The 24061-nt window shown below is 75.4% G+C and carries 18 protein-coding genes and 2 pseudogenes; 11 read left to right on the forward strand and 9 right to left on the reverse strand.

Going from position 1 to position 24061, the window contains the following annotated elements:
* The first annotated feature begins 285 nt into the window (after positions 1-285).
* The 4 genes from ABD981_RS02450 (at position 286) to ABD981_RS02465 (ending at position 3908) form a co-directional block, all read left to right on the forward strand.
* Positions 286-1284, forward strand: a complete 999-nt coding sequence (locus tag ABD981_RS02450) for a DUF1996 domain-containing protein (RefSeq protein WP_046908148.1) — start codon at positions 286-288, stop codon at positions 1282-1284.
* Positions 1285-1390: 106 nt separating this feature from the next.
* On the forward strand, positions 1391-1969 hold the full coding sequence (locus ABD981_RS02455; RefSeq protein ID WP_046908147.1) for a sigma-70 family RNA polymerase sigma factor: 579 nt from the start codon (positions 1391-1393) through the stop codon (positions 1967-1969).
* Positions 1966-2715 carry a zf-HC2 domain-containing protein gene (locus ABD981_RS02460; RefSeq protein ID WP_046908146.1) on the forward strand — a complete coding sequence of 250 codons (750 nt, stop codon included), beginning with the start codon at positions 1966-1968 and terminating at the stop codon, positions 2713-2715. The genes ABD981_RS02455 and ABD981_RS02460 overlap by 4 nt, the downstream gene beginning before the upstream one ends.
* A 242-nt stretch (positions 2716-2957) precedes the next feature.
* Positions 2958-3908 carry an SCO0930 family lipoprotein gene (locus ABD981_RS02465; RefSeq protein WP_046908145.1) on the forward strand — a complete coding sequence of 317 codons (951 nt, stop codon included), beginning with the start codon at positions 2958-2960 and terminating at the stop codon, positions 3906-3908.
* A gap of 54 nt (positions 3909-3962) precedes the next feature.
* Here the strand turns inward: ABD981_RS02465 and ABD981_RS02470 are convergent, their stop codons facing one another.
* The 5 genes from ABD981_RS02470 to ABD981_RS02490 all read right to left on the reverse strand — a co-directional run bounded on the left by ABD981_RS02470 (position 3963) and on the right by ABD981_RS02490 (position 10583).
* Entirely contained in the window at positions 3963-5999 is a 2037-nt protein-coding gene (locus ABD981_RS02470; protein ID WP_240495249.1) for an ABC transporter ATP-binding protein, read from the reverse strand.
* A 183-nt stretch (positions 6000-6182) separates the two neighbouring features.
* A complete protein-coding gene (locus ABD981_RS02475; protein ID WP_240495248.1) occupies positions 6183-7883 on the reverse strand; it encodes an alpha/beta hydrolase in 1701 nt (566 codons plus the stop codon).
* A 60-nt stretch (positions 7884-7943) separates the two neighbouring features.
* Positions 7944-9281, reverse strand: coding sequence for a sensor histidine kinase (locus ABD981_RS02480; protein ID WP_046908143.1), 1338 nt, complete (start codon positions 9279-9281; stop codon positions 7944-7946).
* Positions 9278-9949: a winged helix-turn-helix domain-containing protein gene (locus ABD981_RS02485; RefSeq protein WP_046908200.1), complete on the reverse strand. Its 672-nt coding sequence runs from the start codon at positions 9947-9949 to the stop codon at positions 9278-9280. The genes ABD981_RS02480 and ABD981_RS02485 overlap by 4 nt, the downstream gene beginning before the upstream one ends.
* 10 nt (positions 9950-9959) lie before the next feature.
* Positions 9960-10583, reverse strand: coding sequence for an NUDIX hydrolase (locus ABD981_RS02490; RefSeq protein WP_240495247.1), 624 nt, complete (start codon positions 10581-10583; stop codon positions 9960-9962).
* Between the two features lie 378 nt (positions 10584-10961).
* On the opposite strand from ABD981_RS02490, the gene ABD981_RS02495 reads away from it, so the two are divergent.
* Positions 10962-12380, forward strand: a complete 1419-nt coding sequence (locus ABD981_RS02495) for an amidase (RefSeq protein ID WP_046908142.1) — start codon at positions 10962-10964, stop codon at positions 12378-12380.
* Between the two features lie 186 nt (positions 12381-12566).
* On the forward strand, positions 12567-13640 hold the full coding sequence (locus ABD981_RS02500; RefSeq protein WP_205628177.1) for a chitinase: 1074 nt from the start codon (positions 12567-12569) through the stop codon (positions 13638-13640).
* Positions 13641-13686: 46 nt separating this feature from the next.
* Here ABD981_RS02500 and ABD981_RS02505 read toward each other — a convergent pair whose 3' ends face one another.
* Both ABD981_RS02505 and ABD981_RS02510 read right to left on the reverse strand, forming a co-directional pair.
* A complete protein-coding gene (locus tag ABD981_RS02505) occupies positions 13687-15264 on the reverse strand; it encodes a glycerol-3-phosphate dehydrogenase/oxidase (protein ID WP_046908141.1) in 1578 nt (525 codons plus the stop codon).
* Positions 15261-15860, reverse strand: a complete 600-nt coding sequence (locus ABD981_RS02510) for a TetR/AcrR family transcriptional regulator (RefSeq protein ID WP_123954519.1) — start codon at positions 15858-15860, stop codon at positions 15261-15263. The genes ABD981_RS02505 and ABD981_RS02510 overlap by 4 nt, the downstream gene beginning before the upstream one ends.
* A 74-nt stretch (positions 15861-15934) precedes the next feature.
* Here ABD981_RS02510 and ABD981_RS02515 point away from each other — a divergent pair, with 74 nt between their 5' ends.
* Positions 15935-17530, forward strand: a complete 1596-nt coding sequence (locus ABD981_RS02515; RefSeq protein ID WP_046908139.1) for an FAD-binding oxidoreductase — start codon at positions 15935-15937, stop codon at positions 17528-17530.
* 64 nt (positions 17531-17594) lie between these two features.
* Positions 17595-18476, forward strand: coding sequence for a diacylglycerol/lipid kinase family protein (locus tag ABD981_RS02520; protein ID WP_046908138.1), 882 nt, complete (start codon positions 17595-17597; stop codon positions 18474-18476).
* A gap of 119 nt (positions 18477-18595) precedes the next feature.
* On the opposite strand, the pseudogene ABD981_RS02525 reads toward ABD981_RS02520, so the two are convergent.
* Positions 18596-19192, reverse strand: a pseudogene (locus ABD981_RS02525) (VOC family protein); the annotation flags it as partial.
* A gap of 32 nt (positions 19193-19224) precedes the next feature.
* Positions 19225-20367 (reverse strand): alpha/beta hydrolase, encoded by a 1143-nt coding sequence (locus tag ABD981_RS02530; protein WP_046908136.1) that lies wholly within the window; start codon positions 20365-20367, stop codon positions 19225-19227.
* Between the two features lie 85 nt (positions 20368-20452).
* Here ABD981_RS02530 and ABD981_RS02535 point away from each other — a divergent pair, with 85 nt between their 5' ends.
* The 3 genes and pseudogenes from ABD981_RS02535 to ABD981_RS02545 all read left to right on the forward strand — a co-directional run bounded on the left by ABD981_RS02535 (position 20453) and on the right by ABD981_RS02545 (position 23923).
* Positions 20453-21445: a helix-turn-helix domain-containing protein gene (locus tag ABD981_RS02535; protein ID WP_046908197.1), complete on the forward strand. Its 993-nt coding sequence runs from the start codon at positions 20453-20455 to the stop codon at positions 21443-21445.
* 203 nt (positions 21446-21648) lie between these two features.
* Entirely contained in the window at positions 21649-22800 is a 1152-nt protein-coding gene (locus tag ABD981_RS02540) for a tetratricopeptide repeat protein (protein ID WP_046908135.1), read from the forward strand.
* Positions 22801-22911: 111 nt separating this feature from the next.
* A pseudogene (locus ABD981_RS02545) lies at positions 22912-23923 on the forward strand (polyprenyl synthetase family protein).
* The last annotated feature ends 138 nt before the right edge of the window (positions 23924-24061 follow it).

Below are 24061 nucleotides of genomic sequence, written 5' to 3' on the forward strand. Positions count from 1 at the left end.
ACCAAGGTGTTCCCTCCCGCACCCATGACTACCGCATGGAATCGCCTGGGTGTGGAGAGTAGTCAATCCGGTCCGGGGGTGGGGCGCCGCTGGTAGGATGCCCGGTTTGCGTGGGCCTTGGCCGGAGAGCCTTCCTTGAGCGTGACCGCACTGGTGCCGACCCTCGCGGCCGGCGCCCTCGCCGCGGCGGCCCGGCCGGACCGCCGGTCCATGAGGGGCAGGTGGAACGCGGACGCGGACTGGCCAGGTTGACGGGTGTGGGGCCGAGCGGAGACCGTGGCGCGCATGGGGAGCACTCGGCGGTGGCTGACCGCGTTCGTCTGTCTGGTCCTGGGCGGTGGTCTCGTCGCGGCCGTGGCGGGCATGGCGGGCGGCGGGGGAGTGCCGCACGGGGCGGGGGCCGGCGGGCCCGCGGCCGGGGACTTCGTCGACATCCGTGACGTACCGGCCGACGCCGCGGGGCGGCCCGGCCGTCCCGGGCCGGACGCCTCCACCGGTTCGTTCGCGGTCGACTGCGGCCGCAACGAGGAGGCCCACTACAACGAGGACAACCTCGTCGTCTCGCCCGGCCTGTACGGCGGCGCCCACCACACCCACGCCTACGTCGGCAACCTGTCCACCGACGCCCGCTCCACCGACCGGAGCCTTGCCGCCGCCGCCACGACCTGCCGGGGCGGCGACCGGTCCACCTACTACTGGCCGGTGCTGCGCCGCCCGGACCGGCCCGCGACCCTCCCGTACGAGAAGGCCGCCGGGCACGGCAACACGGGCGAGATCCTCCGGCCCGTCGAGGTGCGCCTGGAGTTCCGCGGCAACCCGGCGGGGAAGGTCGTGCCGATGCCCCGCTTCCTGCGCGCCGTGACGGGGGACGCCGTGGCGTTCACCGCCCGCAGCGACGCGGGCGTCCGCGCCCGCTGGGGCTGCGCCGGCCGGCCCGACCGCTCCACGACCCGCTACCCGCGCTGCCCGGCGGGCGACCGCCTCACCCGTACCCTCGTCTTCCCCAGCTGCTGGAACGGCCTGGACACGGCCACCCCCGCGCGCACCCACCTGCTGTTCCCCGGCGCGGGCGGCGTCTGTCCCGGCGACACCTTCGCCGTCCCCGAACTGCGCATCACGCTCGCCTACCCGGCGCCCCCGGCGGACGCCCCGATCGCGCTGGACTCCTTCCCCGAGCAGCGGCACAGCCCGAAGACCGACCACGCCATGTTCGTCAACGTGATGACCGACGCCCGGATGGCGGCCGTCGTCGCGTGCATCAACTCCGGGCGCCGCTGCGCGTGAGCCAGGTCACCTGAACCGTGGCCCGCGCCGGTACGTGTGAGGCACGACGCAGGAGACCGGCGCCGTCGCGAACGGCGGCGCCGGCGACGGAAGACGGGCGGGTGAGATGGCCGGACCACTGTGGCCCCGCGGCAGGCGGGGCTCGACCGACGAGGCGCTGATCAGGGCGGTGTACGAGGAACACGGCAACGCCCTGCTCGCGTACGCGACCCGCTTGACGGGCGACCGGGCGGCAGCCGAGGACGTCGTCCAGGAGACCCTGATACGGGCCTGGCGGCACACCGACGCCCTGGTCAACGGCAAGGGCTCCGTGCGCGGCTGGCTGCTGACCGTGGCCCGCAACATCATCACCGACCGCTACCGGGCCCGGGCCGCCCGCCCGGCCGAGATCGCGGAGTCCCCCGCGACGCCCCCGGTCGCCGAGGACCACGCGGACGCGGTCGTCGACACGATGACCGTGCTGGGCGCGCTCGACCGGCTCTCGCCCGAGCACCGGGACGTGCTGCGGGAGTTGTACTACCGGCAGCGCAGCGTCGCCGAGGTGGCCGAGGCCCTCGGCATCCCGGCGGGCACGGTGAAGTCCCGCTCGCACTACGCGCTGAGAGCGCTGCGCGAGACGTTCAAGGAAGACGACCGGCCGAGCGTGCCGCAGCGGCCCGCCGGACTCAGGGAGGTGGTCGCGTGAACCGGCAGGGCCACGAGCAGCACGAGGAGGAGGTCCTCCTCGGTCCCTACGTGCTCGGCGTCCTCGACGACGCCGAAGCCGGGCGCGTCGCGGCACACGTGGAGCGGTGCGGCACGTGCCGGGAGGAGGTGACCGCGTTGCGCGAGATGGAGGAGGCGCTCGGCGAGGTGCCACCGGAGGCGTTCCTGGACGGGCCGCCCGACGGCGGCGACCTGCTCCTGCAGCGCACCCTGCGCCAGGTGCGGGGCGAACGCGACCGCGCGCGACGCCGGCGCGGAGCCCTCGCGGGCCTGGCGGCGGCCGCGGCCCTCGCGGGCGTGTTCTGGGCCGGTACGGCGGTCCCGGGAGGCGCCGGGGAGCCCCCCGTCGCCCTGCCGCCTCCGACGACGGCCCCGCCGAGCGAGACCGCGGTGCCCGCCACGCCGCCGCCCGGCACCCGCGTCGCCTCGGCCACCGATGCCGCCACCGGCGCGCGGATGACCGTGCGGGTGACTCCGGCCGCCCGCTGGGTGAGGGTGCACGCGGCCGTCACCGGCCTCCCGCCCGGGGAACGCTGCCGGCTCATCGTCGTCGGCCGCGACGGCGGCGAGACGGTCGCGGGCAGCTGGGTCGTCGGAGCCGGCGCTCACATGGGCGAGGGCAAGGGCGCTTCGCTCGACGGTTCCGCCGCCGTGGATCCGGGCGACGCGCGGGCGGTCGTGGTCGAGAACGAGGCGGGGAAGCGGTTCGTGACCGTGCCCCTCTAGGGCCCCTCCAGGGCCCCGCGGGCTCGCGCGACCGCCGCCGGCGGGGGAGCGGAGCGAGGGGCGGCGCCGGCCGAGTTCCGGGACCAGGGTCCTGGGCCGGTCGGCGCCGCTCCGTTCCAAGCGGCGGCGCGCCCTCCGAAGAATCTCGGAGAACTTCCCGAATCCGTTGAACCGGCCCCGAGCGGGCCGCGTGTCTCCGATGCCGACAGAGGCCAACGAACCATCGGATTAGAGGAGTTGTCATGACGAACCTGCGCAACCTCACCCTCGCAGCGGCCGCCACCGCGCTGCTGCTCGGAGCGACGGCCTGCGGTCCGCAGGGCCCGGCCGAGGGGGACGGGTCCGCGCCGCGGCCGGCGGTGAAGAACTCCGCGGGGGCGGCGGCGCCCGCCGGTTCGTACGGTTCCGGCGGCGACGCCTACGGCTCCGGGCCGGCCGCGAACGGCGGGACCTCCGCGTCCACGGCGACCGGACCGCTCGCCGTCCGCGACGACGCCCGCCTCGGCCAGGTCGTCGTCGACGCCGCGGGCTTCACCCTCTACCGCTTCGACAAGGACACCGCCTCCCCCTCCTCGTCCGCCTGCGCGGGCGACTGCGCCAAGGCCTGGCCGCCCGTCCCCGCCGCCGGCACCCAGCCCGGCGGCGTGGACGCCTCCCGCACCGGCTCCGTCCGGCGGGCCGACGGCCTGACCCAGCTGACGGTCGCGGGCTGGCCGGTCTACCGCTTCGCGAAGGACACGGCGCCCGGCCAGACCAACGGGCAGGGCGTCGGAGGCACCTGGTTCGCCGTGACGCCCGAGGGCCGGAAGGCCGGCGCCCCCGGCGCGGGCACGGGCGGGCTGCCCGCCCTCTCCCTCCGCGACGACGACCGCCTCGGCAAGATCATCCGAGACGGCAAGGGTCGCACCCTCTACCGCTTCACCAAGGACACCGCCTGGCCGATGAAGTCCAACTGCGTCGGCGCCTGCCTGGACAAGTGGCGGCCCGCGAAGCCGGTCGACCTCGCGAAGACGGACGGGATCGACCCGAAGAAGCTGAGCGTCTACACCCGACCGGACGGCACCGAGCAGCTCGCCATCGACTGCTGGCCCCTCTACTGGTTCACCGGCGACACGACCCCCGGCGACACCAACGGCCAGGGCGTGGGCGGCACGTGGTTCGCGGTGACCGCCCAGGGCAAGCTGGCCAAGTGACCCGGTTCGGGCCCGTCGGGTCCGGACCGGGAGGGGACCCGGGCCCACGCCGCGTCAGGCGGTCGGGTCCGGGTCCGTAAATGCCGATGCCGATGCCGATGTCGACGGCGATGCCGACGCACTCGCCCCCGCACTCGCCCCAGCCCCCGCATCCGAATCCCCCGACCGCTGCTCCGGGATCCCCCGGTCGTTCTGCAACTGGAGGAGCTCCCGGAACAGGCCGGGGGATTCGGCGAGTTCCGTGTACGTCCCCTGCTGGATGATCCGGCCGTGGCTCAGCACGACGATGCGGTCGGCCACGGCGACGTTGGCGAGGCGGTGGGTGACGAGGACGACCGGGCGGTCCTTCGCGATCTCGCGCAGGCCGGCGAAGATCCGGTGCTCGGCGCGGGCGTCGAGGGCGCTCGTGGGCTCGTCGAGGACGAGGAGGCCCGGACGGTAGAACGCGCGGGCGATGGCGAGGCGCTGCCACTGACCGCCCGAGAGCTCGACGCCGCCGAACCACTCGCGCGCGAGCAGCGTGTTCCAGCCGCTGCGGAGGCTCTGCACGACCTCCGCCGCGCCGGAGCGGTCGGCGGCCTGGCGGAGCGACTCCCGGTCGTCGGCGCGGGGCTGGCCGAGGGTGATGTTCTCCTCTGCGGTGAGCGGCCAGTGGGCGAAGACCTGGGGGACGACGGCGGTGTGCTTCCACATCGCGTACGGGTCGAGGGTGCGGACGTCCCGGGCGTCCCAGGTGACCGTGCCGCGGGTGGGGAGGTAGAGGCCGGTGAGCAGTTTGGAGAGCGTGGTCTTGCCGGAGCCGTTCTCACCGACGAGGGCGACGACCTCCCCGGCCCGTACCTCCAGGGTGATCCCGTCGAGGGCGGGCTCGTCGGCCTCGGGATAGGCGTACGAGAGGTCCTCCGCGCGTACGGACCGCGGCGGGCCGGGGACGATGCCGCCACGGTCGAGGCGGTGGCCGCCGGCCTCGGTGATGAAGTCGACCCAGTCGTCGACGTACAGGCCGGTGCGGAAGATCTGGGTGCCGTAGCCGACGATGCCGTACAGGTTGTTGCTGACGGTCTGCAGGGCGAACACGGCCGTGCCGGCGGTCGCCAGGGTCATCCGGCCGGTGGCGAGCAGCCCGACCAGGGCGCCCCACATGACGGCCGAGGCGACCCCGCCGGCGAGCGAGCCGGCGAACGCCCAGCGGGCCCCCCGGTGGATGGCCCGGTCCGTGACGGCGTCGACGCGGGCGCCGATCTCGCGGTACCGCCCCAGGAGGAAGCCGAACATCGTGCCCGCCCGGAGCTGGTCGGCGATCTGCCGGTCGGCGATGTACCAGCGCAGGTGCCCGAGCGTGCGCCGCTCGGCGGACACGGCACGGCTGCTCTCCCAGTGCAGGTGGGCGCCCTTCATCCGGGCGAGGGCCTGGGGGAGCACGGCCAGCACGAGCAGGGGCAGCAGCACGGGGTGCAGCACCGTGACGACGCCGGCCGCCGCGATGATCGAGGCGAGACAGGACATCAGCATCTGCGACTCGGTGATCAGGTCCTTGGCGACGTCGGCGCCCCGGTCGGCGTGGTCCCACTTGTCGTTGAAGCCGGGATGGTCGTACGCGGTGAGCTCGGCGTTGGCGGCGGCGTGCAGCATCTCCAGCTCGGCCTCGCGGGAGATCCGCGGGGAGAGGCGCGAGGAGACGTTGGAGATGACGATGCCGAGGACGGCGCGCACCGCGACGGCGGCGGCGATGAGCACGATGGAGGGCAGCGCCTCCGTCAGCCGCTCGCGGATGTCGCCGGAGGAGACGAGCGAGGTGATGGTGCTGCCGGTGGCCACGAGCCCGGCCGCCTCCAGGACGGCCGACAGCGCCTGGCAGGACAGCAGGACCGTGACAGCACGGCGGTCGACCCGCCAGCCGAGCGCGAGCCCTTTGCGGACGAGCTGGGGGAGGCGGCGGACCATCACCCAGGGGGAGGTGGGCTTGCCGTCGAGGGCGGCGAGCTTCGGCTGGACGTAGCGGTACGTCTCGACGGGCTGGGTGGGGTCGGTGGCGGTGGCGGTGGCGGTGTCGGCGTCGGGATTGGCATCGGTGCCGCTGTCGGAGGACAAGTATCCGTTCCCTTCCGTGGAGTTGCGACGGAAGGGACGGGCTACCCGGCCCGGAGGCACCGCGCACGCGAGGCCGTCCGGATCACCCGCGGGGGTGAGCGCCGGTGGTCGTCGCGCACTCCCGCGGGGCGCCCCCGCCACCGAGGGCGTGGCGGGGGCCGTGAGCCACGAGGACCGGGGCCCTCACGGGGCGCAGGTCGTACCGGGACGGACCTTCTCGAGGGACACCAGGTAGTCCTCGACCTTCCGGTCGACGCAGGCGTTGCGGCCGTACCCGGTGTGGCCCGGCGCCTCGAAGGACAGCAGCATGCCGCCGGGGAACTGCCGCGCCAGGCTGACCGCCTCGCCGTACGGGGTGGCCGGGTCGCCGGCCGTGCCCACGACGAGGACGGGCGGAACCCCGGCGGCGTTCACCCGGTGCGGCTGCTGGTCGCCGGCGGGCCAGTCCTTGCAGACCAGCTCGCTCGTCACGCCGGAAGTGCCGTACACGCCCGCGGCCTTGTCCGCGGGGGCCAGCGCGTTCCAGTAGGCCCGCTCGTCGCGCGGGTGCGGGACGTCCAGGCAGTTGACCGCGATGAGGGCCGCTTCGCTGTTGTCCTCGGGGACGGCGGGGGAGTCTGACGAGTCGGGTGAGTCGGGTGAGTCGGACGGGGTCTCGTCGGAGGCGCCGGCCTCGTCACCGGTCGGTTCCGGTTCCTCCTCTCCCGTCGCCAGGGCGGCGAGCTTCGTGGCGTCCCCGCCGTCCGCCTCGCGCAGCGCCTCCGACAGGCCCTGCCACTGCGCCTCCGGCGTGTACATGGACAGGCTCAGCGCCGAGACCAGGCCCGCCGCGTCGAGGCCGTCCTCGGAACCGGCCACCGGCAGCGGCTCGGACTGCGCCCGCCGGAGCAGCCGGTCGATCAGCGTGCGTATCTCGTCGGGCGTGGCGCCGGGGCAGGCCTCGCCGGCGGTGGCCGCGCAGGACTCCGCGTAGTCCGCGACGGCGTCCCGGAAGCCCGTCGCCTGGCCCAGCATCCGCTGCCGCCAGTCCAGCGACGGGTCGACCGCCCCGTCCAGCACCATCGCGCGGACCCGCCGAGGGAACTGCTCGGCGTACGAGGTGCCCAGGCTCGTCCCGTACGACCAGCCGACGTACGTGAGCTTCCGCTCGCCGAGCGCCGCCCGCAGCACGTCCAGGTCCCGGGCCGCGTCGGCCGTCCCGACGTGCGGGAGCAGCGGCCCGCTGGCCTCGCGGCAGGCGTCGGCCGTCGCCTGCGCGCCCGCGAGGGCTTCGGCGCGTTCGGAGGCGGTACGGGGGTAGAGCGGGGCGTCGGCCGACTCCGGGGACCGGTCGGCGGCCTCCGCACCCGCGTCCGTCGTGGTCAGGCAGGTCAGGGCCGGCTTGCTCTCCCCGACGCCGCGCGGATCGAAGGACACGATGTCGAAGTGCTCGCGCACACCGCGGCCGAGCTCGTCGGCGAGTCCGTCCTTCAGCGCCTGCACGCCCCGTTCGCCCGGGCCGCCCGGGTTGTAGAGGAGGGAGCCGACGCGCTTGCCGGCGGTCGAGGTGGCCGCCTTCGCCACCGGCAGGACGAAGGTCTTGCCGTCGGCGGGGCGGGAGTAGTCCATCGGCACGGTGAGCTCCGCGCACTGGTAGGCGTCGCCGCAGGCCCGCCATGCGAGCCGCTGCCCGTAGAAGCGCCGCAGGTCGGGACGGTCGGCGGGATCGGCCGAGGCGGCCGCGGAACCCGGGCGTCCCGGGTCCGCCGCGCTCCCCGCCGTGCACGCGGCCAGGGTGGTGGTGCCGAGGACGGCGAGGGCGATGACGAAGGCCTGACGGCGGGGTGCGGCGGCGGCGCGGATCACGAGGTACTCCCGTAGCTGGTCGGTCCAGGGAATGATCACGCGGCGATGCTGAGGATTTGCTGAGGCGGCGGCCCGGCCGGGGGCGGCAGGCACCGTAGCTCAGCCCGACGTCGGCAGCCTCAGGACGAACCGGGCCCCGCCCCGCTCGCCCCGCGTTCCCCGCTCCGCCGACAGCGTGCCGCCGTGGGCGTGGGCGACCCAGGACGCGATGGACAGGCCGAGTCCCGTGGAACCGGAACCGCTGCGGAAGCGTTCGAACAGCGCGCCCGCCACCTCCGGGGGCAGCCCGGGACCGGCGTCCTCGACCGTCACCGTGCCGTCCCGGGTGACGGTGATCAGCACGTCCGCCGGGACCCCCGGCGCGTGGCCGTGCGCGAGCGCGTTCCCGAGCAGGTTGCCGACGGCCCGGCGGACCAGGTCGGGGTCGGCCACCACGACGGTCTCCTTGGCCTCGACCCGGACCCGGTGGTCCGCCACGGGGGCCTCGTCGACGACGGCCTCCACCAACTGGTCCAGCCGCAGGGGCTGGCGGGCCACCGAGGCGGTGCCCGACATGAGGCGGGCCCGGGTCAGCAGCCCGTCGACCAGTCGGCCCATGCCCTCCGCCAGGCGCAGGGTGCGCCGGTGGACCTCCGCGCCGTCGGTCTCGCCGCGCAGCGCCGTCTCGGCGAGCGTGCGCAGCGAGGCCGTCGGGGTGCGCAGATCGTGTGCCGCGTCCGCGAGGAACGCCTCCTGCTGGCCGAGCGCCGCGAGCGCCGGTCGGACCGCCCGCCCGGACAGGACGTGCCCGACCGCCGCCGACAGCAGCACCAGCACAGCGCAGCCGCCCGTCACGATCCAGACGAGCCGCTGGTGGTCGGCCCGGGGTCCGGTTGCGTCGGCCAGGGCGACGAGCACGCCCTGGGGACCCTCGTCCTCGGCCGCCTCGGGGGCGTAGAAGGGCTGTGCGAAGACCCGTACCGGCCTGCCGTCCCGGGTGCGCCGGTCGAAGGCCCGGGTGTCGTCGGCGCGCACGGCCGCGCTCCCGGCCTCCAGGACCACGGCGGGGTCCACGGACAGGCAGGCCTTGGACGGCGCGTGCTGGACGGTCACCCGGCCGGGGTCGTCGTCGGCCGCGAGGAGCACGGTCAGGGGCGGGCAGTCGGTGTTGACCGTCTCCGCCAGCACGCCGGTGTCCAGCCGCCCGCTCTCGTCGGTCTCCAGCAGTCCGAGGGCCCAGCTGGTGTCCGCGTCCATGGCGTGGTCGAGCTGCTCCCGCCAGCGCGCGCTGTCGCTGCGGACGGCGAGGACGGCCATCGCGACCAGCCCGACGGCGCTGGTCAGGGCGAACAGCAGGCTGATCCGCCGCCGCAGGCGCACGACCCGTGCGGTCGGCGTGAGGGCCTGCGCCCGCGTCCGCGCCCGGGTGCGGGCCCGGCGGAGGGGGTCGACGCTCATCGCGCGTCGCCGGGAGCGAGCCGGTAGCCGACCCCGCGCACCGTGTGGATCAGCGCCGGCGCGCCGAGCTTCCGGCGCAGCTGGGAGACGAGCACTTCGAGGACGTTGGACTGGGGCTCCGCCATCTCGTCCCAGCAGCTCTCGACCAACTCGGCGCGGGTGACGGCCTGGTCGGCGCGCGCGGCGAGCACTTCGAGGACCGCGAACTCCCGGCTCGTCAGCGTCAGCAGCACACCGGCCCGCCGCACCTGCCGCCGGGCCGTGTCGACCTCCAGGTCCCCGACGCGGTGCACCGGCGGCCGCACCGTCGCCGCCCGCCGGCACAGGCTCCGTACCCGGGCGACCAGCTCGGGCACGGCGAACGGCTTGACCAGGTAGTCGTCGCCCCCGCGCGCGAACCCCTCCACCCGGTCCGCCACCGTGTCCCGCGCGGTCAGGAACAGCACGGGCACGCCCTGCCCCGCGCGCCGCAGCCCGTCGACGAAGTCCGCGGCGTCCCCGGACGGCAGCATCCGGTCGAACACCGCGCAGTCGTACGCCGTGATGAACAGCGCCTCGTCCGCCTGCGGCAGATCGGCCACCTCGTCGACGGCGAGGCCCGCCGCCCGCAGGGCGGCGGCCACACCGAAACGGAGGTTTTCGTCATCCTCGACGAGCAGTACGCGCACGTCGTTCACCCTAGCCGGGCGGCCCCTGGAGCCCCGGCCCCGGTGCGTCCGGCCCGGGAAGGAACCGTGAACGGTCGCAGCCCGGGTCGTACGCGACGGGATCGCCGGGCTCCTGGAAGTGGACCGCGATCCGCGCCTCCGCGCGATAGGCGTCCAGCCCGGCCCGGCAGTAGGCGACGATCGGCTCCGGCAGCGCGTCGAGCGGGAACCAGTTCATGCCGTCGCACACCTCCGGCTCCCTGATCCGCGGCGTGCCCCGCCAGCGGCGCACCTCGAAGAAGAACCCGACCCGTGCGCTCCCGGCCGGCGCCCGGTGGTGCACGGTGAGGGCCGCGCGGACGTCGGCCGGATCCGCCACGAGCCCGGTCTCCTCGTACGCCTCGCGCACGACGGCGGTGACGACGTCCTCGTGGGGCCCGTCGAGGTGCCCCGACGGGAGGTGCCACATCCCCGCCGCGTACACCCCGCCGGCCCGACGGGACAGCAGTACCTCGGTGCCGGTCGGACCCTCCCGGACGGCCATCAGGTGGACGTCGACGGGCTCCTTGTGGCGTGCGGCGGACGGCCGGGGCGCGGGCGACTCCTCTCCGTCGGTCGGCAGCGCCGTCGCGCCGGAGCCGGGCACCTCGCCCACCCCGGCTCCGTGTACGGGTGGCCCGCCGCGGTGCGGGGCGGTCCGGCCGGAAGCCGCTGAAGGGGGTCCATGGCGCCTCCGAGAGGGGAGTGATCCGATGTGTCGCCGGGCTCAACGAGGCAGCCTGGCCTCTCGAACGCATGTATTTCGGACACGGTGTGAAGCCCTTGCTTGAGCGAAAGTGTGTTCGTGCCTGGTGCATCGACCCTTGCGGGGCGAGGGTCGCGCCCTCTCGTCCGAGTGGCCGAATCGCCGAGGTCCGACCCGCCGTCCGAGGGGACGGTCGGGGCGGGTCGGGGCGTGAACCCTCGCCTGTTACCCGGCGGTAAGTCATGATGGCGGTCCACATCCACGCGGCAGCCGGGGGCTGAGGTAACGGTGACGACTTTCGAGGAACGGGCCACGGTGCACGCCTTCCGGGACGACTCCCTGGGAGAGCACGACGCCGTCGGGCTGGCGGCGGCGATCCGGCGCGGCGAGGTCGGCGCGGCGGAGGCCGCCCGGGACGCCGCGGAGCGGGTCCGGGCGGTCGAGGAGCGGCTCCACGCGGTGCAGACGCACGTCGACGTTCCCGTATCGCGGGCGGGGTCCGCCGCCGGGGCGCTCGCCGGGGTCCCGAGCTTCGTGAAGGACAACACGGACTACCTGGGGCTGCCCACCGGGCACGGCAGCGCGGCCTTCGAGCCGCGGCCCGCGCGCCGCCACGCGCCCTTCACCAGGCAGTTCCTGAGCAGCGGCGTCACGGTGCTCGGCAAGACCCGGCTGCCCGAGTTCGGGTTCAGCCCGAGCACGGAGTACGAGACCGGCGAGCCGGTCCGCAACCCGTGGAACACGGGCTTCTCGGCCGGAGGTTCCTCGGGCGGCAGCGCGGCGCTGGTCGCCGCCGGCGCGGTGCCGATCGCGCACGCCAACGACGGCGGCGGATCGATCCGCATCCCCGCCGCCTGCTGCGGCCTGGTCGGCCTCAAGCCGACCCGCGGCCGGGTCGTGACGAACGACCAGAGCGGCCGGCTCCCGCTGGACATCGTCTCCGACGGCGTCGTGAGCCGCTCCGTACGGGACACGGCGGCCTTCCTCGCCGCCGCGGAGGCGCACTGGCGCAACCCCAGGCTCCCGCCGGTGGGCCTGGTCGAGGGCCCCGCGCGGCGCCGGCTGCGCATCGGGTTCCTGGTGGACTCGCCGAACGGCGTCCACGCCGACACCGCCACCCGCGCGGCCGTCACGGAGACGGTGGCGCGCCTCGAACGCCTCGGGCACACGGTGGAGCCGGTGGAGCTGCGGATCGACCCCCGCTTCACCGACGACTTCCTCACGTACTGGGGGCTGTTGTCGTTCCTCCTGGGAGTCACCGGCCGCACCCTGGGAGCGGGCTTCGACCGCCACCGCATGGACGGCCTCAGCCGGGGCCTGCGCGAGGCGTACGTGAAGGACTGGCGGCGCACGCCGGGTGTGCTGCGGCGCCTGAAGCGCACGAGGGAGGCGTACGCGGCGTCGTTCCGCGGCTTCGACCTCGTCCTCTCGCCGGTGCTCGCCCACACCACGCCGCCGATCGGGCACCTCAGCCCGGCCGTTCCGTACGAGGAGCTGATCGAGCGGATCCTCGCGTACGTCGCGTTCACCCCGGTCAACAACGTCGTCGGCACGCCGTCCCTCTCGCTGCCCGCCGCGGCCGCCACGGAGGACGGGCTGCCCGTCGGGGTCATGTTCTCGGGCCGCCCCGGCGGTGAACGCACCCTGCTGGAGCTCGCGTTCGAACTGGAGGCGGACCGCCCCTTCCGTCGCATCCAGGACGCGTGACCCCGGGCCCGTGAGGGCCGGAGGGGTCGGATGAATCGCAGGCGCCGCTGTTCCTGTCCCATGGAAGTCGCCGACTTCCAGCCGCAGCAGCCCTGTTGACGAATGGTCTGGACCAACCTACCGTCGGCTTGAGTGCACGCCCTGCCCCGGACCGTTCCCCATCCCCCCACGTCCCAAGGAGCACGCATGCCAGCTCGCCGGATCGCCCGCGCCCTCGGCGCGGGCCTCGCCGCCCTGTTAGCCGCCACCGCGCTCGCCGCCCCCGCCGCGCAGGCGGCGTCCGCCCCCGCCGCCCCCGCCGCGGACACCTGCGCCCTCAAGCCCAAGCCCGCCGGAAAGGTGCTCCAGGGCTACTGGGAGAACTGGGACGGCGCGGCGAACGGCGTGCACCCGCCGTTCGGGTGGGCGCCCATCGACGACCCGCGGTTCGCGGCCCACGGCTACAACGTGATCAACGCCGCCTTCCCGGTGATCCGTTCGGACGGGACGGTGCTGTGGGAGGACGGCATGGACAGCACCGTCAAGGTCTCCACCCCCGCGCAGATGTGCAACGCCAAGGCGGCGGGGGCCACGATCCTGATGTCGATCGGCGGCGCCGCCGCGGGCATCGACCTGAACTCCCGCGCGGTCGCCGACCGGTTCGTCGCGACCATCGTCCCGATCCTGCAGAAGTACAACTTCGACGGCATCGACATCGACATCGAGACCGGTCTGGTGGGCAGCGGCAGCATCGGCACGCTCTCCGCCTCGCAGGCCAACCTGACGTACATCATCGACGGGGTCCTGGCCCGCATGCCCGCCGGGTTCGGCCTCACGATGGCGCCGGAGACGGCGTACGTCACGGGCGGCAGCGTCGCGTACGGCTCGATCTGGGGCGCGTACCTCCCGATCGTGAAGAAGTACGCGGACAACGGGCGCCTGTGGTGGCTCAACATGCAGTACTACAACGGCAGCATGTACGGGTGCTCGGGCGACTCCTACTCGGCGGGCACCGTCGCCGGATTCGTCGCGCAGACCGACTGTCTCAACCGCGGCCTGGTGGTCCAGGGCACCACGATCAAGGTCCCGTACGACAAGCAGGTCCCGGGTCTGCCCGCGCAGCCCGGCGCGGGCGGCGGCTACATGTCGCCCTCCCTGGTGGCCCAGGCGTGGAACCGCTACGGCGGGGCGCTCAAGGGGCTGATGACCTGGTCGGCGAACTGGGACGGCTCGAAGGGCTGGACCTTCGGGAACAACGTCAAGGCCCTCCAGGGCCGCTGACCGGCCGGCCCGCCCCCGCTGCCGGGGGCGGGCCGCGCCGCGCGGGTCACCCCACCCGGGCGCCCCGGGCCAGCGCCTCCCGGGCCGCCTCCTCGGCGAGGGCGCGGTCCTCCGGGACCAGGCCGATGCGCGTGCGGCGGTCGAGCAGGTCGGCGACGTCGAGGGCGCCTTCGTGGCGGACCGCCCACAGGAGTTCGGCGCCGGTGACGGGGTGGCCCGGCACGACGGGCCGCGCGAGTGCCGGGTCCTCGGCGCCGAGCGCGTGGACGCCCGCCGCCTCGGCCCCGTAGCGCTGCACGAGGCGGGCCGGGAGGTCGAGTCCGGCGAGCGTGCGCGGACTCGCGGCGCCGACGAGGGGGAGCGAGGCGGTGCGGCACGGGCCGGCGGTCAGGCCGCGGGCGGCCACGGCGGCGTCGACGGCGTCCTGGGCCATCCGGCGGTAGGTCGTCAGCTTGCCGCCGACGACCGTGACGACGCCGTCGGGCGAGGTCAGCACGGCGTGCTTGCGCGAGATGTCGGCGGTGCGGCCGGCCTCGTCCCGGGTGTCGAGCAGGGGCCGCAGGCCCGCGAACGCCCCGACCACGTCGGAGCGCTGGACGGTGACGTCCAGCGCGGAGCCGAGTACGTCGAGCAGGAAGCCGATGTCGGTCTCCGGGACCTCCGGCACGTCGGGCACGTCTCCGTCCACGGGCTCGTCGGTGAGGCCGACGTACACGCGCCCGTCCCCCTGCGGCAGGACGAGGACGAAGCGGTTCGTCTCGCCCGGGATCGGGATGTGCAGGCCGGCCGAGAGCGCGCCGAGGGTCTCGGAGCGCAGCACGAGATGGGTCCCGCGCGAGGGCCGAAGCCGGATGTCGGGGACGAGGCCGCCCGCCCAGACACCGGCCGCGTTGACCACGGCACGGGCCCGGACGCGCAGCTCCTGGCCGGTGGTCTCGTCGCGGACCAGGGCGCCGTCGCCGTGGAGTTCGAGGGCCCGGGTGCGGGTGAGGACGCGGGCGCCGTGGGCGGCGGCGGTGCGGGCGATCGCGGTGACCAGACGGGCGTCGTCGGTGAGCCGCCCGTCCCAGGACAGGAGGCCGCCGCGCAGCCCGACCGGGCGCAGCGCCGGGGCGAGGTGGCGGGTCTCGACGGCGGAGAGCGTGCGCGGCTGCGGCAGTGTGCGGCGCGAGGTGCGGGCGCCGACGCGCAGCATGTCGCCGGCGAGGAAACCGGCGCGGGCGAGGGCGGCCTGGCCGCGGCTGACGAGCGGGGTGAGGGGCAGCACGAAGGGCTGGGCGCGCACGAGGTGGGGGGCGGTGCGCTCCATGAGGATGCCGCGTTCGACGGCGCTCTCGTGGGCGACGTCGAGCTGGCCCGAGGCGAGGTAGCGCAGCCCGCCGTGGATCAGCTTGGAGCTCCAGCGGGAGGTGCCGAACGCGAGGTCGTGGGCGTCGATCGCGGCGACGGAGAGCCCGCGGGTCGCCGCGTCGAGCGCGGCTCCGGCCCCGGTGGCGCCGAGCCCGACGACGAGGACGTCCACGACGGCCTCGGCCCCGCCGTCGGCGAGCCGGTCCAGTTCGCTCCGGCGGCGCCCGGCGTCGAGGGAGGAACCGGGGAGGGCGGTGCTGCTCGTGGGGTTCATGGCGTGAGGGTCCTCTCCAGCAGGGTGCGCAGCTCGTCGAGGAAGGCGGCTTCGCTCAGTTCGGGATCGGTCTCTTCGGTCATCGTGCGCATCGACAGCGTGAAGGACTGGACGACGAGCAGCAGGGACCGGGCCTGCAGGTCCGGCCGGACGCGCCGCACGGATCCGTCGTCGTGGCCGTCCTCCAGCGCCGTGTGGAGGAGTCCGAGCAGGGCGTCCTGGCTGGCGCCCCGGCGGTCGAGGATGTACGGCAGCAGCAGCTCGGGATCGACGTCGAGGATCTTGTGGAAGAGCGGATGGGCCCGGAACGCCGTGGCCCCCGCGACCAGCCCCTCGACGATCCGCTCCCGCTCGGGCCGGTCGTCGTCGGAGGGCGGCATGGCGCCGGCGGCGACGGCGATCCACTCACGGGTCATCAGGTCGCCGACGAGGCTGCGCACATCGGGCCAGCGCCGGTAGAGCGTCATCCGGGACACGCCCGCGCGCCGGGCGACGTCGGTGAGGGTGGTCCGCCGTACACCGACGGCGAGGACGCAGTCGCGAGCGGCGTCGAGCACGGGATCTGCGTCCGCATGGTTGTGACGAATGGGCGTCATCTGTCACAGTGTAATGCCAGCGCGGGCCGATTGGCAGCGCCGTCCGTGAAACAGACCGTGAGGAAGCTCTCGAAGTGGACATGTTGTGGAGCGGCTGGGGCGACCCGGCCAAGGCGGCGCCCCTGCCCGAATCGGTCACCGGCCTGCTGCGGGACCTGCTCGGCGTCACCCCCCGCGAGAGCGGCCCGTCCGCCCTCGCCCACATCGAAGCGCCCGCCCCGGCGCTGACCGACGAGGCGAACGGGGCCCTGCGCGCCGCCGTCGCCGCACCCGACGGCGTGCGCGACGACGCCGAGAGCCGCATCCGGCACACCCGCGGCAAGTCGACCCCCGACCTGCTGCGCATCCGCGCCGGCGAGGTCGACGACATCCCGGCCGCCGTGGTGCTCCCCGCCGACCACGACGAGGTCCTCGCCGTGCTGCGCGCCTGCGCAGACCACGGCCTGTCCGCGGTCCCGTTCGGCGGCGGCACCTCCGTCGTCGGCGGCCTCGCGCCCACCACCAAGCGGCCCTTCGTCGCCCTGGACCTCCGTCGGCTCGACCGGCTCCTCGCCGTGGACGAGGTCTCGCGCACCGCGACCCTGCAGCCCGGCCTGCGCGGCCCGGAGGCCGAGGCGCTCCTCAACGCCCGGGGCTGGACGCTCGGCCACTTCCCGCAGTCCTTCGAATGGGCCACCGTCGGCGGCTTCGCCGCCGCCCGCTCCAGCGGCCAGGCCTCGGCCGGCTACGGACGCTTCGACGAGATGGTCCTCGGCCTGACCGTCGCCACCCCCGAAGGCACCCTGGAGTCCGGCCGTGCCCCGCGCTCGGCGGCCGGCCCCGACCTGCGCCAGCTGATCCTCGGCTCCGAAGGCGCCCTCGGCGTCATCACCGCGGTCACCGTCCGCGTCCGGCCCCTCCCCTCCACGCGCGTCTACGAGGGCTGGCGCTTCGCCTCCTTCGAGGCGGGCACGGCCGCATTGCGCCGGCTCTCCCAGGACGGCCCGCGGCCCACCGTGCTCCGCCTCTCCGACGAGTCGGAGACCTTCATCGGACTCGCCCAGCCGGACGCCATCGGCGACGCCGAACTCCCGCCGAACCCGGGCTGCATGGCCATCGTCGGCTTCGAGGGCACCGAGGAGGAGACCGCCGCCCGCCGCACCGCCGTCCGTGAGGTCCTCCTCGCCTGCGACGGCGAGTTCATCGGCGAGGAGCCCGGCGACAAGTGGGAGCACGGCCGCTACAACGCGCCCTACCTGCGCGACGCCCTGCTCGACGCCGGCGCCTTCGCCGAGACGCTGGAGACCGCCGCCTTCTGGTCCGCGGTCCCCGGCCTCTACGCGGCGGTCCGCGACACCCTGACCCGGACCCTCACCGAGGCTGGCACCCCGCCGCTCGTCATGTGCCACATCTCGCACACGTACGAGAACGGGGCCTCGCTCTACTTCACCGTCGTCTCCGCGCAGGGCGAGGACGCCGTCGCCCACTGGGCGCCGGTGAAGCGGGCGGCCAACGACGCCATCCTGGCGGCGGGCGGCACCATCAGCCACCACCACGGCGTCGGCACCGACCACCGCGACTGGTACGCCGGCGAGATCGGCCCCCTCGGCATCCGCATGCTGCAGGCGGTCAAGGCCGAGGTCGACCCGTCCGGCGTGCTCAGCCCCGGGGTCCTCATCCCGCTCCGCTGACCCGCGGGACCCCCATCCGCACCTTCCTCCCGACCCCTTCTCCTGCCGCCCGGAGGCCAGATCCATGCGACAGTTCACCGCCGTCGTCAACCCCACCGCAGGGGGTTCCAGCGGCACGGCGGGCCTGCTCCCGCTGGCCCGGCTGCTCAGGGAGGCGGGTGCGGCACTCGACACCGTCTACAGCCGCAGCCTGGAGCACGCCCAGGAACTCGCCCGGGACGCGGGAGTGAAGGGGCACGTCGTGCTCGCCGTCGGCGGTGACGGCATGGCCGGCACCGTCGGCGGCGCGCTGAGCGGCACGGACACGGTCTTCGGCCTGGTCCCGGCCGGCCGGGGCAACGACTTCGCCCGCGCCCTGGGGCTTCCCACCGACGCCCCGGGCCTGGCGAAGGTCCTGCTCGACGGCGCACCGCGGGCCGTCGACACCATCGAGGTGGAGTCGGCCCGGCACGCGCGGGTCTGCGTCCTCGGCAGCGTGTACGCGGGCGTCGACGCGGTCGCCAACCGCCACGCCAACGCCTCCCGGCTGCTCCGCGGCGCCGCCTCCTACTACGCGGGCGGGCTGCGGGCGGTCCTCGCCTGGAAGCCCGCCACGTACCGGATCACGGTCGACGGGACGCTCCACGAGCGCACCGGCTACACCGTGGTCGCCGCCAACTCCGGCTTCTACGGCTTCGGGAGGAAGGTCGCGCCGGGCGCCCGCGTCGACGACGGCGTGCTCGACGTCGTCGTCATCAAGCAGGCGCCCAAACGCCTCTTCTTCGCCATGATGAACGAGCTGAAGACGGGCGTGCACGTCCAGCGCCCCGAGGTGGAGATCCTGCGCGGCACGGAGATCCGCATCGAAGCCGACCGCCCCCTCCCGTACGGCGCCGACGGCGAGGTCGACGCGACCCTGCCGGTGACCCTCCGGGTCCGCCCCGGCGCCCTGAACGTGCTGGCCTGACGGCGGGGCCGCCCCGTCAGGAGCGCTCGGCGACCGGTCGGGGCGGCCCCCGCCACGCCGACGCACGCCTCGTTCCCCTCGGGGTCGGCCAGCACCCAGTTGGACGGCGCGTCGGCGTCGTCCACCAGGCGCCCGCCGGCCGCGAGCGCGGCGGCGATCCGCTCCTCCGCCCGGTCGTACGGCACCCACACGTCGACGTGCAGCCGGTTGCGCTGCGGGCGCGGTGCGTCCATCCCCTGGAAGTAGAAGGGCGCCCCGCGGCGGCGGGGGTCGATCAGGTCCTCGTCGCTCCCCGCACGGTCCTCGTAGCCGAGCAGGGCACGCCAGAACGGCACCACGGCGGCGCCCGACAGGGCGTCGACCGTGACCTGCACGGTCTGGACAGCGGCCGGGTCGGCCGGGACGCCCAGCGAGCGCGCCGCGGCCGAGATCCCCCGGGCCAGCTCGATGTGCCGCTCGGTCAGCCCGTAATAGGCGTCCGTGACCGTGATCAGCCGGACCGTCACGCCCTCCTCCCGCAGGTCCACGTCCGGGCTGCCGTCGCCCAGGCCGGGCAGTTCGCCGATCGCCTGCACGAGCCGGGCGCCGACCGCGAACGACCCGGTGCGGAAAAAGGCGCACGCTCCCTCGCCCACGACCCGCCAGTCCCCGAGCCCCTCGGTCTCGTGGAACCGCTGGGGCCTGATGCGCACGTTCTCGCTCGTCTCTGTCGTCATCTGATCAACCTAGCCTGCAGGTACGACAACCCTCACCGGAGCCGGGGCACTTCGGGGCCGCGCGGCTGCCGGAGCCGGCGGTCGAAGAAGGACCCGACCCGGTGCCGGAGCTCCGCCCCGATCCGCGCCGGGGCGCCGGTGCCGACCAGCTCGGCCCGCGCGGCGGCCGTCACGAGCCCGGCGGCCTGGAGCTGCGGGACGAGCGCGGCGTAGTCGGTGAACGCCCAGTGGCCGCTCCGGGTGAGCCGGGCACGCTCGGCGGTCAGCCCGGCCCACGAGCGGTCGATGCGGGCGGCGCCGTCGAAGCCGTCGGTGCGCAGGAGCAGCAGCGGACGGTCGAAGCGGGCGGGGGCGCCGAGGGGATGGAGGTCGAGGTAGCCCTCCAGGTTCGCCACGGCGCCGATCCGCCGGTCGGCGTGCGCCGCGTACACGGCGGCGGTCCCGCCGGCCGAGTGCCCGTAGACCCCGATCCGGCCCGTGTCCATGACCGGGGCCGTCGGCAGCCCGCCGAGCCGGTCGAGGACGAAGCGGAGGTCCGCGACCCGGGTGTCGATCATCGTGCGGAAGGTCGCCGGGTCCGGCGGGCCGAACAGCACGGTCGTCCGCATGCCGCTCGGGAGCTCCACCTGCGTCGCGTCGCCGGGATGGTCGACGAGGACGACGACCCGGCCGTGGCTCGCCAGATCCTCGGCGAGACCCGTGCCGAGGGTCCGGGAGTCGCCGCCGCCCGGGCCGTACAGCAGCACCGGGCGGCGCCCGGGCAGCGGCGGCGCGTCCACGTGCCCGTGGGTGAGGACCGCGCCCCAGTCCACCGCCCCCGGCTCCGGAAGCCCCCGGTGCACGTGCGGGGCGAGACCGGCGAAGACCTCGGCGGCGGCGGGCGAGAGCTGCGGGGCGCGCGGGAAGCCGCGGACGGTACGGGCCGGGTACAGCACCGTGAGCATCACCTCCCGGGCCCCGCCCACCCACGGGTCGGTACGGGAGGGATCGGTGAGGTGGACCGTGCGCAGGCCGACGGGGTGCGGACCGGTCGGCGCCGACAGCCGGAGCGGCGATCCGGGAGTCCCCGCGGCGGCGGCCCGCGCCGAGGCGCTCGCGGGCAGCAGAGCGGAGGCGGTGCCGAGGAGCGCCCCCGCGACCAGGGTGCGGCGGCTGATGGCGTGGTTCGTCGTCATGGAGGCATCCTTGGTGCGGGGCGGGGGCCCGCGCGAAGGTTCAGGCCCTGCCCGAAAGGCTGGTGTCGAGCGAGGGGTCGTGCGGGTGCTGCGCATCCATTTCACGGTGGACGACGTCGCGGGGGTCCGCTTCGCCCCGCGCCCGGCACCGCTGCAGGAGCTGCACGCCGCCCTGACGACGGCCGTCGCGCCCCGCCGCGAGCCGCTGTTCGGCCGGTGGCGGGACCGCGTGCTCCGCACCCTCCCCGCCGCCTCCGAACCGCTCGCCGACCTCGTCCCGGCAGGCCGCCCGCCCGCCTTCCTCGACGTCCTCGGCGACACGCTCACGGCGAGCTTCGAACGGATCCGGTCCACGGACCCCGACACCGTCCGCCGGGAACTGGAGCGGGTGTACGGGGCGGGGCGGCCCGCGCCCCGCTGGGTCCGAGACCTGCACGCGGGCGAGGAGACGGCCTGGCGCACCGTGCACCGCGCCCAGCGGGCCGCGTACGAGACGGTGCTCGCCCCGGTGTGGCCCGTCGTCCAGGACCTGCACCGCGACGAGTTCGCCCGCCACGCCCTGACCGTCGCCGCACACGGAACGGCCGCCGGGCTGACCGCCCTGGCCCCGGGCAGCCGCTTCCACGAGGGCGTCTGGGAGTGGCCGGGCGCCGCGGCGCGCGACGTGCGCCTCGGGGGCCGGGGCCTCGTCCTGCTGCCGACCTTCCACCACCCGGCGGGCCCGCTCCTCCAGGACCTCCCGGGCCGCGCCGTGGTCCTCACGTACCCGGCGGGCCCCGGCCTCCCACCCGTACCCGAGGGGGAGGCCGGGCCCGACGACGCCTTGGCGCCCGTCCTCGGCCGCACCCGCGCCGAACTCCTGCGCCTCCTCTCCGGACCCCACTCCACCACGGAGCTGGCCCGCGCCCTCCGGGTGAGCAACGCGACGGCCTCCGCCCACGCGGCCGCGCTGCGGGGCGCGGGGCTGCTGGCGACGCGGCGGACCGGCCGATCGGTGACGCACGAGCGGACGGCGCTCGGGACGCTGCTGGTCGCGGACGGCCGGCCCCCCTCGACCAGCCCCGGGGAGGACGGCTGACCGGCCGTCGGCATCGCGCCGGGTCGCCCCACCGGCCCCCGGTGTCCCTCTTGTTGGGGACCCGTAGGCCCCCGCGTAGCACTTGAGGATGATCCCGAGCCCTCACCGAGAGGGACTTTCCTCCCGCCGGGGAACCCGGTCCCGTGGGTTCCGTCTTGCTCTCCGAGCCGGCTTGATCGTCGAGCCGGCCGGAGGAGGGTCTGATGGCAGGTCAGCTGAGCGGGGCGACGCGGGCGAAGGCGTCCGCACCGGAATACCAGGGGGCGCTCGGGTCCCTGTCGGTGAACGCCTCCCTGCCCGAGGTGCTCGCCAAGGGCGTCGAGGAGCTCCGGGCGGCGGAGCGGGCCGGGGACCTGGCCGAGGTGGCCCGCTGCGGGCTCGCCGTGGCGGAGGCGTGCCGCAGGCTGGGCCGGATCGACGAGGCCGACCGGGCGTGGAAGGCGAGCTACCGGGCGGCGCGTTCGGCCGGGAACGAAGGAGCGATGGCCTGGGCCCTGTGGAGCGGCGGCACGCTCGCCCGGCAGCGCGGCGAACTCAGGCTGGCGTACCGGCTGCTGAGGCTGGCCGCCGAGGCGGGGGAGCGGGGCGGCGACGTCGTCGTGCGCGGCTACTCGCTCGCCGGGCTCGCCGAGACCGGGCGCATCCAGGGCGACTACGAGGCCGTGGGCAGGCTGCACGAGCAGCTCCTCGCCGAGGCCCGCCGCCGCGGCGAGGCCCGGCACACCGTGTGGGCCCTGGAGGGGATCGCCCAGATGCACCGCAACACCGGCTCCTACGACAAGGCCCTGGCCCTGTTCGAGGAGGCGGCCGAGACGGCGTCGCGCGCGGAGGACCGGCGCGGCTGGGCCTGGGCCCTGCGCGGCATCGCCGACGTGGTGTCCGTACGGGACGGGGACGTGGACCGCGCCCTCGACCTGCTGTCGCGGGCGGAGGAGGCCTGCCGCGAGATACGCCTGGCCAGCGCGCTGGCCTACAACCACAAGATGCGCGGCAACGTCCTGTACCGGGCCGGTCGTTACGAGGAGGCCCGCGAGCTGTACGCGCTGGCCCTGGAGGAGTTCCAGGGGATGGAGGAACCGCGCGGCACGGCGCTGTCGCGCCTGGGGCTGGTCAAGTCCCGGGCCCGCCTGGGCCGTGACACCGCCCGGACCGCCGGCGAACTGGCCGAGCTCCGCACCACCTTGGACCGCATCGGCCTGCGGCACGCCCGCGACATGGTCGACAAGGCCGCCGCCGAGCTCGGGGTCGGTCCGCTGCCCGACCACGGCGGAGACGGGCACGGACAGGAGGAACCCGTACTGCCGGCCGTCGGCGCCGAAGCCCTGCGGGCGGTCGACGTGGAGGCGCTGCGATGAACACCCTCCCCACGCCGTCCACGCCGCTCCGCGCGGCCCCGGCGTCCGCCGCCCGGGCCAGGACCGTCGTACGGGCCCCCCCTTCCGCCCGCCGCCCCGGTCGGCGGCCATGTGGCACGCTGCCGCGCCCTGGTCCGGCCCGCGCTGGTCGAGGCGGTCGGCCGGCTGCACCCCTGGACCGGGGAGATGGCGGCGTACGCGCTGGGCTGGGCCGACCCGGCCGGCACCCCGGACCCCCACCGGGTCGGAGGGCAAGGGCGTGCGACAGGCCCTCGCCTTACTCGGCGCGGAGGCCGTCGGGGCCGACGGAGCCGAGGCCGTCCCGGGAGCGGTCGCGGTCGAACTCGTCCACACGTTCTCCCTCCTCCACGACGACATCATGGACGCCGACGCCCTGCGCCGGCAGCGCCCCGCCGTGTGGAAGGAGTACGGGACGGGCCCGGCCGTCCTGGCGGGCGACGCGCTCCTCGCCCAGGCCGTGGCGGTCCTCGCCGAAGCCCCCGGCCGCCACACGGGAGCCGCGGTGCGGCGCCTCTGCGGCACCCTGAACGACCTGGTGTCCGGCCAGGCGGAGGACCTGCGCTTCGAGGACCGCCCCTGGCACGGACCCGGCGCGGTGTCACCCGACCAGTACCGGTCGATGGCCGAGCACAAGACGGGCGCCCTGCTGGGCTGCGCGCTCGCCCTCGGCGCGGTGCTCGGCGGCGCCCCCGACCGGACCGTGACCGCGCTCGACAGGGCCGGGCGCCATCTCGGCCTCGCCTTCCAGGCGGTGGACGACGTCCTCGGCATCTGGGGCGACCCCGCCGTGACCGGAAAGCCCGTCCACGCCGACCTGCGCCGGGGCAAGAAGACCTACCCGGTGCTCGTCGCCCTGGCCGGCGGGGGCGAGGTGGCCCACGAGCTGGTCACGCTGCTCTCCTCCGGCCGCCCGGTCGACGGCGAGGCGGCGGAACTCGTCGCGGCCCTCGTGGAGGAGGCCGGCGGACGCGCCGCCACCCGCGACGAGGCGCGCCGCCACCTGGACGCCGCCCGCCGCGTCCTGCGGGAGACCCCGCTGGAGCCCACGGCCGCGCGACGGCTGGACGCACTGTTCGCGCACCTGCTCGACCGCACCTGGTGACCGGCGGCCCGCGCCGGGCCGCCCGCTCACGATCCCCGGTCGCACCATGACCGAACGGCGTCACCACGCGAGGTGGTGACGCCGCTTCAGGAGGTGTCGGCCGAAGGGGATCCGGTCAACGCGAGCCGCTCGTCGGGC

The organism is Streptomyces showdoensis (assembly GCF_039535475.1).
In the GTDB taxonomy this organism is placed as follows: domain Bacteria; phylum Actinomycetota; class Actinomycetes; order Streptomycetales; family Streptomycetaceae; genus Streptomyces; species Streptomyces showdoensis.